This is a genomic window from Bradyrhizobium elkanii USDA 76 (assembly GCF_023278185.1).
Lineage (GTDB): Bacteria > Pseudomonadota > Alphaproteobacteria > Rhizobiales > Xanthobacteraceae > Bradyrhizobium > Bradyrhizobium elkanii.
Genome location: NZ_CP066356.1, coordinates 4,967,109 through 4,979,973 on the forward strand (window position 1 = coordinate 4,967,109; position 12,865 = coordinate 4,979,973).

13 protein-coding genes, 1 tRNA gene and 1 pseudogene are annotated in these 12,865 nt (G+C 63.3%); 7 read left to right on the forward strand and 8 right to left on the reverse strand.

Annotation, left to right across the window (positions count from 1 at the left end; translation table 11 throughout):
* Complete coding sequence (locus tag JEY66_RS24205; RefSeq protein ID WP_018271584.1) at nt 1–381, forward strand: hypothetical protein; 381 nt, start codon at nt 1–3, stop codon at nt 379–381.
* Here the strand turns inward: JEY66_RS24205 and JEY66_RS24210 are convergent.
* Complete coding sequence (locus JEY66_RS24210; protein ID WP_018271583.1) at nt 341–1,969, reverse strand: glycoside hydrolase family 17 protein; 1,629 nt, start codon at nt 1,967–1,969, stop codon at nt 341–343. The two genes, JEY66_RS24205 and JEY66_RS24210, sit on opposite strands and share 41 nt — an antisense overlap.
* Nucleotides 1,970–2,214: 245 nt before the next feature.
* Here JEY66_RS24210 and JEY66_RS24215 point away from each other — a divergent pair, with 245 nt between their 5' ends.
* The 3 genes from JEY66_RS24215 (at nt 2,215) to JEY66_RS24225 (ending at nt 6,139) form a co-directional block, all read left to right on the forward strand.
* Nucleotides 2,215–2,826, forward strand: coding sequence for a hypothetical protein (locus JEY66_RS24215; RefSeq protein WP_018271582.1), 612 nt, complete (start codon nt 2,215–2,217; stop codon nt 2,824–2,826).
* Nucleotides 2,827–3,019: 193 nt separating this feature from the next.
* A complete protein-coding gene (locus tag JEY66_RS24220) occupies nt 3,020–5,869 on the forward strand; it encodes a glycosyltransferase (protein WP_018271581.1) in 2,850 nt (949 codons plus the stop codon).
* A gap of 194 nt (nt 5,870–6,063) precedes the next feature.
* A tRNA-Lys gene (locus tag JEY66_RS24225) sits at nt 6,064–6,139 on the forward strand.
* Nucleotides 6,140–6,182: 43 nt separating this feature from the next.
* Here the strand turns inward: JEY66_RS24225 and JEY66_RS45480 are convergent.
* A pseudogene (locus JEY66_RS45480) lies at nt 6,183–6,374 on the reverse strand (hypothetical protein); the annotation flags it as partial.
* 365 nt (nt 6,375–6,739) lie between these two features.
* Here JEY66_RS45480 and JEY66_RS24235 point away from each other — a divergent pair.
* Together JEY66_RS24235 and JEY66_RS45170 are read left to right on the forward strand one after the other, a co-directional pair.
* Entirely contained in the window at nt 6,740–8,113 is a 1,374-nt protein-coding gene (locus JEY66_RS24235) for a TubC N-terminal docking domain-related protein (protein ID WP_018271580.1), read from the forward strand.
* 773 nt (nt 8,114–8,886) lie between these two features.
* Nucleotides 8,887–9,018: a hypothetical protein gene (locus tag JEY66_RS45170; RefSeq protein ID WP_256438746.1), complete on the forward strand. Its 132-nt coding sequence runs from the start codon at nt 8,887–8,889 to the stop codon at nt 9,016–9,018.
* 364 nt (nt 9,019–9,382) lie between these two features.
* Here JEY66_RS45170 and JEY66_RS24240 read toward each other — a convergent pair whose 3' ends face one another.
* The 3 genes from JEY66_RS24240 to JEY66_RS24250 form a co-directional block, all read right to left on the reverse strand.
* On the reverse strand, nt 9,383–9,619 hold the full coding sequence (locus JEY66_RS24240; RefSeq protein WP_016846121.1) for a hypothetical protein: 237 nt from the start codon (nt 9,617–9,619) through the stop codon (nt 9,383–9,385).
* 145 nt (nt 9,620–9,764) lie between these two features.
* The gene (locus JEY66_RS24245; protein ID WP_018271579.1) at nt 9,765–10,670 is read right to left on the reverse strand and encodes a ribonuclease Z; all 906 of its coding nucleotides are present in this window, start codon (nt 10,668–10,670) and stop codon (nt 9,765–9,767) included.
* A gap of 213 nt (nt 10,671–10,883) precedes the next feature.
* On the reverse strand, nt 10,884–11,078 hold the full coding sequence (locus JEY66_RS24250; RefSeq protein WP_018271578.1) for a hypothetical protein: 195 nt from the start codon (nt 11,076–11,078) through the stop codon (nt 10,884–10,886).
* 267 nt (nt 11,079–11,345) lie between these two features.
* On the opposite strand from JEY66_RS24250, the gene JEY66_RS24255 reads away from it, so the two are divergent.
* Entirely contained in the window at nt 11,346–11,564 is a 219-nt protein-coding gene (locus JEY66_RS24255; protein ID WP_018271577.1) for a hypothetical protein, read from the forward strand.
* A gap of 39 nt (nt 11,565–11,603) precedes the next feature.
* Here JEY66_RS24255 and JEY66_RS24260 read toward each other — a convergent pair whose 3' ends face one another.
* The 3 genes from JEY66_RS24260 to JEY66_RS24270 form a co-directional block, all read right to left on the reverse strand.
* A complete protein-coding gene (locus tag JEY66_RS24260; protein WP_041482654.1) occupies nt 11,604–12,074 on the reverse strand; it encodes a hypothetical protein in 471 nt (156 codons plus the stop codon).
* A 35-nt stretch (nt 12,075–12,109) separates the two neighbouring features.
* Nucleotides 12,110–12,274 carry a hypothetical protein gene (locus JEY66_RS24265; protein ID WP_018271575.1) on the reverse strand — a complete coding sequence of 55 codons (165 nt, stop codon included), beginning with the start codon at nt 12,272–12,274 and terminating at the stop codon, nt 12,110–12,112.
* A gap of 88 nt (nt 12,275–12,362) precedes the next feature.
* Nucleotides 12,363–12,623 (reverse strand): DUF3551 domain-containing protein, encoded by a 261-nt coding sequence (locus JEY66_RS24270; protein ID WP_026192748.1) that lies wholly within the window; start codon nt 12,621–12,623, stop codon nt 12,363–12,365.
* Between the last annotated feature and the right edge of the window lie 242 nt (nt 12,624–12,865).

Consider the following 12,865-nt stretch of genomic DNA (forward strand, 5'->3'; position numbering starts at 1 on the left):
ATGACAAAACCTCCGTTCCGCCTCTCCCCCTATCAGGTCCAGTTCCTGATGGTCGTGGGCTTCGTCACCGTCGGCTACGCGCTCTACGTGCGCTATCTGGCAATCGAGTTCTCTCCCGTGGCGCTGGCCTGCGACGCCGGCACGCAGACCATGCTCTGTAAGGCGCGCGCGCTGTCGACCGTGCTGTTCAAGAACTCGGTGTTCGGAATCACTGCGCTGGTAATCGCGGTGCTCAACCTGACGCGGCCGTCGATCGTGCTGCTGACCGTCGGCTTGATCGCTGCGGGGCTCGGGATCGTGCTCTACAACGTCGTGCTGTCGGGACTTGCGATCGGGCTGTTCATCCTGGGTTTTGCGCGGCCCGCGCCCGCCACAGCGTAGCGGCAAGCAAAAGGTACATCGCGCAAGTCCAGTCCGACTGCCAGTTGATCGTACCCTCATTGTAGATCGTGTAGAGGGCGGCGATCGCCAACAGGCCGGCGAATACGGATTCCGCGAGCGGCCGGATGCCTTCCTTCGGGCGATTGAGCATGGTCAGCAGCGCGAATGGCACCGCCGCCATGGTCAGCGAGGCATACGGGAAATCGCGGTAGCGCGGATCGAAGGTGAAGCCGAGCGCGGTTTCGGCTGCGATCACGGTGGTCACCGCCAGCACAATCGCCAGCACCGCGCCGATCACGCCCTTGCCGCGATAGTCGCGCGGCCCGACCAGCTCCAGGAAGGTCGGCAGCGACCGCCCGGCGATCAGCGCATGCGCCGTCAGCAGCGGCGCGGCAATGCCCGCCGCGAGCAGCACGCCCCAATGCAGCCAGCCGCCGACGCCGTAGCTCTCATAATACATCTTGTCGCCGGCGATCCCGAGCAGCGCCCCCGCCGTCGTCGCCGAAATGGCGACCGCGATCCAGGCCGACGGCCGCGGCGTCCAGGGCCGGCGGCGCAGCGTCAACCAGGCCGCGAGGAAGGTGGCGACCGACAGCGCCATGCCGCCCGCCATCTGCAGCTTCCAGTCCGGATAGTTCGTGATAGCAACGCCGGGCGGATACTTCACCTGCCGCTTGATCGAATCGAACAGGCCCCAATTGCCGCCGACCGTGCCCTCGAGCTTGCGCTTCCAGGGCTGGTCATAGGCCTCGATCAGGTTGACGCGGAAACCTTCGCGCTTGGCGAGGTCGAGGATCTCCGACACCACCCGCGCCTGATTGGTGCGCGACGGCAACGCGCCTTCCCGCATCCGCCCCTGGCTCGGCCAGCCGGTCTCGCCGATCAGGATCTCCTTGCCCGGGAATGTCACCGCCATCCGCTTGCGGATATCGTCGACATGCGCGGCGGCGTACTTGGCCTTGACCGGGACGTCCTCCCAATACGGCAGGATGTGAATGGTGACGAAATCGACCGCGTCATAAATCTCGCGGTTCTTCACCCAATATTCCCAGACGTCGGCATAGGTGACAGGAAGATTGCCCGCCGCTGCCTTCACCGCGCGGATGTTGCCGGCAAGATCGGTGGCGGTCATCTCGCCGCGCAGCAGCACCTCGTTGCCGACGATCAGCGAAGTGACGACGCCAGGATACTGCTTGGCGAGCCGGACCGCGATCGCGATCTGCTGCAAATTCTTGAAGCGGTTGCTGCTGAGCCAGATGCCCTGCATCACCTTCAGCCCGACCTTGGCCGCAACACCGGGGACCTGGTCGAGGCCGTTCTCGATCGAATAGGTGCGCACGCAATCGGTGACCTTGGCGAGATCGGTCAGATCCTGCTCGATCTGCTCGATTGGAATCTGCGTGGTGGGATCCAGCGGCGTCTGCGCGCCGCGGAACGGCGTATAGGACACGCATTGCAGCTTTGCAGCGGGATCGATCGGCGCGCGCACGAGCGTAATCGGCGTGGCGAGCCACCACCACACGGATGCAATCACGGCGAGCGAGATCAGGAGAAGCGCCAGCGGCGTACGAAGCGAAATCGGTTCCATCCTCCGGGGGACCGTCGAATTAGCCGGTCACAGCCCATCTGCCAAGAGCGGGATTAGGTCAATACCATGGTTGTCCTGCGACAGTTTTGCGCTGGGTCGATAAAGTTGTGAGTTTGCTGGACAAAATACCAAATTCCAGTCATCAGATTTCGCCAGAGTCTCCGCCGCACTGGAGACCTATTTGGACGGCATCACGCGAGCCGTTAGGATGATCCCGCGGGGGCAGGAACATTATCGGGGAATACATGCGTCGACGGCTGCTTGAGTTGAAGAACACTGCTTTGCGCCACCTTGCCGTAACCGGCCTTGTCACAGGCCTTGCGCTCCTGACCGGGGCCGGCGGCGCTTTCGCCCAGAGCGGCACGCCCAATCCGACCGACCAGGCCAAGCAGCAGCCTGGACAGGCCGACGCGAACGCCAATGCGGCGCGGGAGGCCAACCAGCGCAAGGTCGAGGAATTCGTCGAGGCCCAGCAGGCCATCAACGGCCCGGCCGGCAACCCGGAATGCGTCTGGCTCGGCCGCCGCGTCGTCCGCCTGATGTGGAACGACGACCTCGACACCGCGTTCCGCCATCTCGACCTCTACGACCGGTTCGGCTGCCCCGGCGGCCACGTCCAGGCGGCGTTCCGCTGCCTGACCCGGTTCGGCGCCCAGATCGACGACAAGGTCCGCGGCAGCCTCGACGGCCGGATCCACGCCTGCTGGATCAACCCGGGCGCGCAGCCCCAGGCCGCGGCGGCCGCCGCGGCTCCGACCCCGGCGCCGGCGACGGCTGGCACCGCAGCACCCGCACCGGCAGCGTCGCCCTCGCCTGCACCGACCCCGTCGGCGTCACCGGCGCCGGCGTCGAAATAGCCGTATCCCGCGACCGGGTCCGGCCGCGATTTTTTTCGCGGCTGGAACGGCTTGCGCCCTTAAAACGCCATCGCGGCACACCAGTTGTTAAATCGGATGGCGGAGATATCTTTCCCTCCGCCGTCGTATTGGTCGAACCCAGGGGACGGGTTCGCTTAGTCCTCAATCTCAGGCCCCGTATGGTTTAACCGCGATGCGCGCCGTCGTCGCCGTCCTGTTGCTTGTCACCGCCGCCCACGCCGCCCTGTGGGGTCTCTTCCAGGAGAAGCAGTCGGCGCCCGATTTCCGTGGCACGCTGCCGAGCCTGTCCTACGCCCCGTTCGAGTCGGGTCATACGGTCGCCGACGTTGCCGCCGACACCGAGAAGGTGCGCACCGACCTGCGAAAACTGTCCACGCTCACCAAAGCGGTCCGCCTCTATTCGTCGACGGAAGGCAACGAGCTGGTGCCGCCGGTCGCCGCCGAGTTCGGCATGAAGGTCACGGTTGGCGCGTGGATCGACAAGGACGCCAACCGCAACAACCGCGAGATCGAAGCCGCGATCAACCTGGCCAAGCGCAACAGCAACGTCATCGGCATCGTGGTCGGCAACGAAACCGTGTTCCGCGGCGAACAGGTGCCGCTCGAAAACCTTGGCTCGGTTCCGGAGATCGGCGTGCCGCCCGAGGAGTCCGAGAGGATTCTTCGCGAGGAAGCGCAGCGTCTTCACGACGCGGAAATGCAGCCGGATGAAAACGGCAGCAGCGGCTTGAGCAAGCGCGCTGAAGCGATCAAGTGGGCAGTCGCCGAAAACAACGTGCACCGGCTGATCAAGGTGATCCAGCGGGTCAAGAAGTCGGTCAACGTTCCCGTCACCACCGGTGAAATCTGGAACATCTGGCGCGACCATCCGCAGCTCGCCAACTCGTCCGACTTCGTCGCCGCGCACGTGCTGCCCTATTGGGAAAACTTCACCGACAAGCAGGCGGTGGACCAGGCGGTCGACCGCTACAATTTGTTGCGCGACTCCTTCCCCGGCAAACGCATCCTGATCGCCGAATTCGGCTGGCCGAGCCAGGGCTACAATCTGCGCAGCGCCGTTCCCGGCCCGTTCCAGCAGGCCACCGTGCTGCGCAACTTCGTCACCCGCGCCGAAGCCATCGGCATGGACTACAACATCGTCGAGGCGATCGATCAGCCCTGGAAGTTCTTCGAAGGCGGCGTCGGACCCTACTGGGGCATCCTCAATGCCGACCGCGAGCCAAAGTTCGCCTGGACCGGTCCGGTCACCGATCCGAACTACTGGAAGATCGCGCTGGTCGCCGTGCTGGTCGGCCTGTTCATGTCGCTGCCGATCCTGCGGCTGGACCAGCCGACCGTGATGCAGGCGCTGCTGCTGTCGGCGGCCGCCAACGGTGTCGGCGCGTGGGTCGCGACCGTGTTCTCGTACTGGACCACGCACTACTTCGTCTGGGGTTCGGCCTTCGCGCTCAGCCTCGGCCTGGTGCTGCTGGTTCCGCTGGTCCTGATCGCGATGGCGCGGATCGAGGAGATCGCGGCGGTGGCGTTCGGCCGCGGCCCGCGCCGGCTGATCGGCAAGAGCGCGCCGCTTGCGCCCGCCACGATTGGCGAGAACGTGAAGTTTCCGAAGGTCTCGATCCACATCCCGGCCTATTTCGAGCCGGTCGAGATGCTGAAGCAGACCCTCGATGCGGTTTCGCGGCTCGACTATCCGAACTTCGAGTGCGTCTGCATCATCAACAACACGCCCGACCCCGAGTTCTGGCGGCCGATCCAGGATCACTGCCGGCTGCTCGGCGAGCGCTTCAAGTTCATCAATGCCGAGAAGGTGCAGGGCTTCAAGGCCGGCGCGCTGCGCATCGCGATGGACCGCACCGCGGCGGATGCCGAGATCATCGGCATCATCGACGCCGACTATGTCGTGCATCCGGACTGGCTGAAGGATCTCGTGCCGGCGTTCGCCGATCCGCGCGTTGGCCTGGTGCAGGCGCCGCAGGAGCATCGCGACGGCGATCGCTCGCTGATGCACTACATCATGAACGGAGAATATGCCGGGTTCTTCGACATCGGCATGGTCCAGCGCAACGAGTTCAACGCCATCATCGTGCACGGCACGATGTGCCTGATCCGCCGCGCCGCGATGGACAAGGCCGGCGGCTGGTCCAGCGACACGATCTGCGAGGATACCGATCTCGGCCTCTCGATCCAGCAGCAGGGCTGGCTCACGCACTACACCAATGTGCGTTACGGCGAAGGCCTGCTGCCCGACACCTATGAGGCCTTCAAGAAGCAGCGCCATCGCTGGGCCTATGGCGGCTTCCAGATCGTCAAGAAGCACTGGCGGCGCTTCCTGCCCGGCGCCAGCCGACTGACGCCCGATCAGCGCCGTGAGTTCTCGCTGGGCTGGCTCAACTGGCTCGGCGCTGAAAGCCTCGGCGTCGTGGTGGCGATCCTCAATTTGATCTGGGTGCCGATCGTCGCCTTCGCCGACATCGCGATCCCCGACAAGATTCTGACGCTGCCGATCATCGCCTCCTTCATCGTCTCGCTGGTGCATTTCGTCGCGCTCTACCGGCTGCGCGTGAACATCAAGGCCGGCCAGATGTTAGGAGCCATGATCGCGGCGATGAGCGTGCAGTGGACGGTGTCGCGCGCGGTGGCGCAGGGCCTGATCACCGAGCATCTTGCGTTCGCCCGCACCTCCAAGGGCGGCCTGTCGCGGATGTCGATCGAGTTCCAGGCGTTCTGGGAAGCCGTGATCGGCGTGTTGCTGCTGATCGGCGCCGTCGTGCTGGTCGTCACCAACGGCTACAAGCAGGTGCGCGAGATCTATATCTTTGCCGGCGTCCTGGTGTTGCAGAGCCTGCCATTCCTGGCGGCGGTCTCCATCGCGATCCTGGAGAATTCGCGGATCAACGAGTTCGCATTCTGGCGCAACAGCGCGATCCGCACCGCGGAACTGATCGGGTTGCGCCCGGTCAGCCTGCCCTCGGTCGCCGCCCCGTCGCAGCCGGTCGGCTCGGAAATCCGCCGCGACAACTAGCGGCGGATTTAGCCGACTTCAAGAAACGGCCCTAACCGCAGGCGCCGGAACGGCAAATCCGGCGCAGCGGTGCACAATTGACCGCCCCTCGGCTATTGACCCGATGGGCCCTGCCCCCTACACAGCGCGGGCTGGAGCACGATCCCGAGATGCGGGTTAACCCGCTGACGTCCGGATCCGCTGTTCAGGTGAGTGAGCGCGTAGCTCAGGCGGTAGAGCACGTGACTTTTAATCATGGGGTCGAGGGTTCGAGTCCCTCCGCGCTCACCAAATTCACAGTGTCCAGCCCGGCGACATGGGTAACAGGTCGTACCTAAGACATGGGTGACAACCTCGTGCCGAACGGGTTGTCGAGAGGTTGCAGGGTTTTCTGCTCCAGGTCGAAGTATCCAAGACCATCGTGCATGAAGCTTGCGAGCCAAATGCCGTCATCGACTTCCTTGATGCCGAGTTGTTGGCCGGCCAGCATGGTGGAGATGTTGATCCGCTTGCGGTGCAGGCAAAGCGCCCGACGCTTGATGGAGCTCGAGCCGATCCGGGGCGGCCCACGAGAGCGGACGTTCGCGCGGATGCTCCAGTCTGGGAAAGACCTGTTCGCCTGGGCTGTCCCATACATTCGGAGTACCTCATCTAGTGGAGCTAAAGCCACGAGCCCTTGGCGTTTCGCACGTCCCATTATCCATCGGGAATTTGCACTTTCTTCCTCGGGCTAGGCCGGCGCCGCCGCATGCATTTCAAGCGGACGGCGTCGGGCGTTCTCGCCATGCGGATGATTGACCAGGCGCCGAAAGAAGCTTGGGATAGCATCTGCCCGGCTCCTCCAAGATCGGGCGCCCATTCCAAGGCAAAGCCCCCCGAGGACGATCTGAAATGGAAACGGCCACGCTTCTATCGGTTCTCCGCGATCGGAACGTCAGAGTATGGGTCGAAGGGGACCGCCTTAAGTGCAGCGCCCCCGCTGGCGCGCTTGACGCAGAGTTACGCGCGACACTGGCCGACCGAAAACAAGAACTGCTCGCGTGGTTTCGGCAGGCGGAGACGCTGAAGAGCGGTCCGGCCGACTCCCTGCCGATCGAGCGCGAGGACGGGACAAGAGCGCTCCTGCCGACAGTTTCCAGGGAAGTTCCGCTGCCGATGATCCCGGCACAGCGTGAACGCATGAGCCGCTTCGTCAGGGAGCTCCGGAGTTGCGGTTACGACCTCGCAAGCTGTGCCGAACGTCTTGAGGTCCTTCCTCGCCTCGGCGTCAATTTCTGGCAAAGAATGCGAATGTCCTGGACTCCTCGGAAGAACGATCCGATCGACAATCTCATTACGCTCTTCATCGATGGCCAGCAGGTGAGCGCAGACGTGATCACGAAGCAGATTTCGTCGTTCTTTGTCGATGCGGCGCTCGAAATGAGATTGGCTGAAAAAAACGGTGACTTGTTGCAATCAAACTTCTGTTTGTTCCCGTGCTATGGGAAATACCTGGTCACCGATCAAGCCGAGAAGAACACCGCAATCAATCAAGTCATGTGGTTGTGGGGAGAGAGCTTTATGCTCGGCGGCTTTGTGAAGAGGATCCCCCGCAGGCGCGCCATTGATCTCGGAACCGGCTCCGGAGTGCACGCTATTCTGGCAAGCGACCATTCTGCGACAGTAGTGGGCGCAGACGTCAGTCCACGCGCCATCGCATTCTCCAACTTCAATGCAGCGCTAAACGAAAAGAGCAACATCGATTTTGTTACAAGCGATCTCTTCGATTCGATCGACGGGACATGTGATCTGCTGGTATGTAATCCTCCTTACGCACCGGACACTGCCGCCAAGGCAAGCGATAATTTTTGGAGCGGTGGAATAGAAGGCACTGAGCTTCTGCGGAGGGTCGTCGAGGCTCTTCCCACGAGGTTGGATGCGGACGGAACAGCCTACATCAATGCTCTGTTTCCGAATCCTCCGGGAACGAAAATCAGGGATCATTTCGATGCTTGGCTTGAAGGCAATCTCACGGAGTGGGACGTGCTGGATCACACCTGGCCGGTGCCGGGATATCAAGATTTGTTCTCCGAGCAACCATTCCAAGGTGATATGAGCGCGTGGCGCTTTGGCGTGGTGAGTATGCGTCGATCTCGGACTGGCCGGGGTTGGTGGAACGAAGTCGCGGGCAGTGGCCTGTTCTTCCGAGAGGACGGAAGCTGCAGCGTAATCGCTGATCACGATGCCTACGGGTCACCTGCTGGACCACCGCCGAACAACTCGTAGGACACGGTGGAGCACAGCATCATTCCCGGCAGACGTCCGTCATGGCCTCCCCGTCCCGCAGACGGGAGACAAAGCGAAGGCGCTCTTCCATCACCGAACCCGCTTTCCAAGGCATCCACACCTCCCGCACAACAAAAGCGGAACGTGTAACCCATGTGTGCGGTACGGGACGTCACCTATGTCTCGGGCTGCTCAAACCATTTGAGCCAAGTGGTCAGCCTGCAAAACATTCGCGAAATTTCCCTGCGGCAGTGACATCGCTCTCGTGGTGTTTGGAAGCCGGCCCGGGCCCTGGCGCCGGCTCTTCTTAATTTTATGTGAACCAAGCCACAGTTGTTCGGCGTGATCTTTAGTAGGTTTTCGGCGCTGGGGATTTCAGGGCCCAGAGGCTGGAAGAACAGGGCGCCGCCGGGACAACTCATTTCGGGCCCGGCGGCGTAATTTTTCGGGACGGTCAGAACTGCAATCCCAATGCTCGGACCAGACGCATTCGGACGCCAACGGCTCGTTGCTCTCCCTGCCGCAGTCATAACGTTCGGCGTCGCCGGCGTCGAGCCCGCCTGCGGTTCTCCGGACCGGTCGGCGGCGCGCGTATTCCGGCATGAGCCTTGCTCTTTAGGTGGCGCAGGAAATTTCAGTGTCCCGGTTCAGGAACAAGCTGTCGCCGGATGTGTCTTTTGGAGACGAGCAGCTGGATTCATTGGGAGGTATCGTTGAGATACGCAGCGCCCCTACAGTCAAGGTTTGTCGTTCGGAGAGGAAGCACCGACTGGATGGTTTATGATCGGGAGCTCAAGGGGCCAGCGCAGTTGAAGAAAGACGGGCACTTCGCCGAGAAGCTGACGAAGGAACAGGCCGAACACATCAAGCAGGCGTTGACGGACGCCCTGAAGCCGGAGCCGTAGGCAGAGCGAGCTCGAATACCCCGATCGGTGGCGACACAAACCGCGAACAGATGACATCTGTGTTACCTCGTAAGGTATATGAACAGAGTTGGGCAGGGCGAACAAGGCGCGGCAAAACCGCGGCGCATCAGCGGAGCAAATTAGGCCGTTGCGGAATTCAGCTTTGGCCACTGGACGTTCTGATCGGGCCAGCGTCGCCGTTGGGAGGGAACGATCGGGGAACAACTCAAGGCACATCGAAAGCCGCCCGCGTCAGAAAGGTCACCCTCGCGCCGAGGGGTGGAGCGCGACGCATGACGGCGCAAGCGCGCCGTTCAGCGCACAATTCGGAACGAACATTCGGAGCGCTGCAACACTTCAGCCGTCAAGCCAACGGCAGCTCGCCCTGACCGCCTGTCCAGTCGATGATGTCGACCTGGAGCCCTCGCTTCAGCATCTCGGCTTCGAGGCTGCCGGCATGCCGTTTCCACTCGGGCGTTGCGCGGACGCGGAATCTTGGATCTTCGCCGTTGGCCTCGAATTGGTCGTCGGCTTTGAGCGCGCCGCGGACGGCTTCGTACATCATCTTCAGGCTGGCGTCGGTGAAGGCGCCGTAGTCCATCGGTCGTCTCCCTTGGCACTGTGGGACGCAAAAGGCCGCCACGTAGTCACTCGTGGCGGCCTTCTGCAAGCGGCCCATCCAGACGGCCTGGGACGACGTTGCGTGAGTCGGGTTAACGAAATGTTGTTCGTGCGGCGACGCACACTCAGATCGCGATGCGATCGAAGTCGATGGCTATCCGGCTGTTCGGGAAAATCCTCGTCGCCTCCGCCAGAATGTCCTCGTCCGGGTAGCGGCCGGAGATGTGCGTGAGGATGAGCTGCTTGACCCCGCTCCGCGCCGCGAGCGCGGCGGCTTCGCTGGCCGTCAAATGCCCGTAGTCGCGCGCGATGGCTGCGTCACGCTCGAGAAACGTCGCTTCGATCACCAGCAGGTCGGCGTCCCCGACGTGTTCGGCGAGCCCCGCGGTGGTTTCGGCATCACCGACGATGACGAGTTTCCTTCGTCCCTGGGCGGGGCCAAGCACCTGCTCCGGATCGATGGTGCGACCGTCGTCCAACTTCACCTGCCGTCCCTCCGCCAGCTCCCGCCGAACGGGCCCGTCGGGCACGCGCAGCGCCAGGAGCCGGTCCGGGAGGAGATGCCGGCGCATCGCGCTCTGAAACGAGAAAGCGAAGCTGTCCGTATCCCGGTGGCGGACCGCAAAACAATCGATGGTGAATTCGCCGGCGTCGAGGACTCGCCCCTCGCTCAACGGCACAAGATCAAGCGGGATCGGCGCTCTGCCCTCGCCCCAAAGGCCGGCCAGCATGCGGACGACCACATCGAGCGTGCCGGGTCCGGCATGAATCGTCATCGCATCCGAACTTTGCCGCAACCGGAGGGTCGAAAACAGCCCGGGAATGCCGAGCACATGATCGAAATGCCCGTGGGTCAGCAACAGGCGATCAAGCCGTCGAAAGCCGGCGCCACTCCGCAGCAGCTGGCGCTGCGTTCCCTCGCCGCAATCGACCAGAATACGACTGCCGGCTGCCTCGACGAGGATGCCCGGGTGATTGCGCTCGGGAGACGGCACGCTTGCCGACGTTCCCAGAAAAGTCAGCGAGAACATCGCAGCACCTCGCCTTCCGACTGCCGACGGCGCCATGCCGCCGAGATCGCGCAATCTGATGGCAGCGTCGCCCGGTGTGTTCAAGCACTTCGATGCCGACGACGGTCGAGCGAGGCGTCCTGAAGCCAGCGGCTTTGAGGGCAGACCGCACCCGCGCCATCGGGATCGGTCGTCGTGACCGGCGCGCGGCGCCCTTGTCACGCCCTCAACCGGTCAAAGCCCCAAGCATCGAAACAGTTGCGCGAGCGCGGTGTTGGCGGATTGCGCGCGCCGTTCGACGATTTCGGCCGCAGCGGCGTAGTTGCGCGCCAGGATCTGGAGCGCGCGGCGGGCATCCGGCAGCGTGGATTGCTCCGCCATCTCTAGGCACTGATGCTCGAAATATCTGAGCTCCTCAAGTTCGGTCATTCGCGAATCGTCCGATCGGGTCCTGTAGTTTCGAACTCAGTGCGCCAGCGACCTAGTGAAAGTTTGGCAAGTTTGTTGCGGGAGCCGGGCGATCTGGTCGGAGTGTTTCTGGATGCATGAATTGATAGTCACCGCTCCGTGACCGATGCGAGGGTGAGCCGCGCGGATCGACAACCGCGAGCAATCGTTTCACAATGCGGCGGTCTCGCTTCGCGGGCTTTGGAACACACGCGGTTGATGCGGTATCGAATTGGCTTTGTTGGACCGATGAGGAAACGCGATTGGGCTTTCGTGGCGGCCTGTGTGGCAGGCGCGCTGCTGTTCGGCGTCTGGAGTTTCCAGATGGGCATCGCGTTTCATCGATCCCAGCACGGCGCGACCGACCTCTCCAGTTCGCATCGGCGGAGCCAGGACGGCGCTTCCGCGCGCAGCCCGGCCGGGCTCCAGGCGGATGACGGCGATCAGCAGGCCGGACAGCCGCGATAGGCGCCGCGATCGCGCTCGTCACCGCCACACCGCGTCGGACTAGGCCCAGGCCAGGCCTGCCATGCCGGCGGCGCCATCGTCATCCGTCTTGGCATGCGTGAGCCGCCTGCGGCGCGGACTGTCCTTGGCACGACGGTGACGAACGCCAAACCTGTGCAGCGCCATCGGCACATGTCGCATCGCGCCGCGGACGAAATCGATGGCCTGCCTGACGACGGCCACGACCGTCGCAACGCGGGTAGAGAAGCCGATCAGGAAGATCATCGAGAAGATGTCGATATAGGCCAGCACATCGCCAACCAGCATCAGCTCGGGAGGAAGCGGAATCCGGTGCCAGTAGGCGCCGATCACGATGGCAACCGGGATCAGCGCGATCAGCTTCCGCAACGTCAGCCGGTCGAGCAAGGCGGCGAGCTCAACGACCAGGATCTGCCACAGCCAATCGCCAAGCGCGGCCGGCTTGTCGATCGTCCAAGTTTTCCATAACCGCTGCCACACCCGTTTCCCCATCGCAGGGCCCGCCCCCTTGCGCGCATGACCGAGCGCTACGGCTTCGACGACGCCTCGCTGCCGCTGCCCTCGTCTGCGGCGTCTTGCGCATCAGCCGGATCGGCCGATGGAAAGATGCGCTCATAGTTCGCTCGCGCCTCGCGGATCAGGCGCGCGCGCTCGCGTTCGGACTTCGAGATGAACCTGATGATCTCGCCCATATTCGCTCCAAGGCAGAAATGATGATCCAACCGTCAGCTATGCAACCATCGTGCCCGACGGTCGCTTGGCCCGACCTCCTCGCACCGCTCAGCGGAACGCCCGCGGCGCCACCCGCTGCTGGCTGAAGGCAACGCGCGGATTGATGCCGCAATAGGCGTCGCGGCCCGACGCGGATGCCTGGCACTGCTGATAGGTCTGGTAGCCGCAATAGCCGGGATATCCCTCCTGCCGGCCCTGGATGCACCAGGGATAATCATAGGGATCGGCCGCCGCAGGCGACGCGGAACCGACAATCCAGCTCGTTCCGAGCGCCGCGAACGCCAGAATTGCCCAATTCGTCCTGCGCATGATCGTGTTTCCTTGCTCCATCGGCACCCAGCCGCTGATCTAGGTACGCCGGCAAGATCTGCGAGGTTTCCGGGCACCGCCTCAAGAAGCTGTGACGATGGCTCCAAGCCCGGTCGCGGCACGGTGAGGACCGGCTGACCGGTCATCGGCCCTCGCGGCCTCCAGACCCGCCGGCCTGCTGCCCGCCGGGCCGCCCAGCGCATGTAGTTAACCGACGCCTAATCGGGGATGCGCGGTTGAAA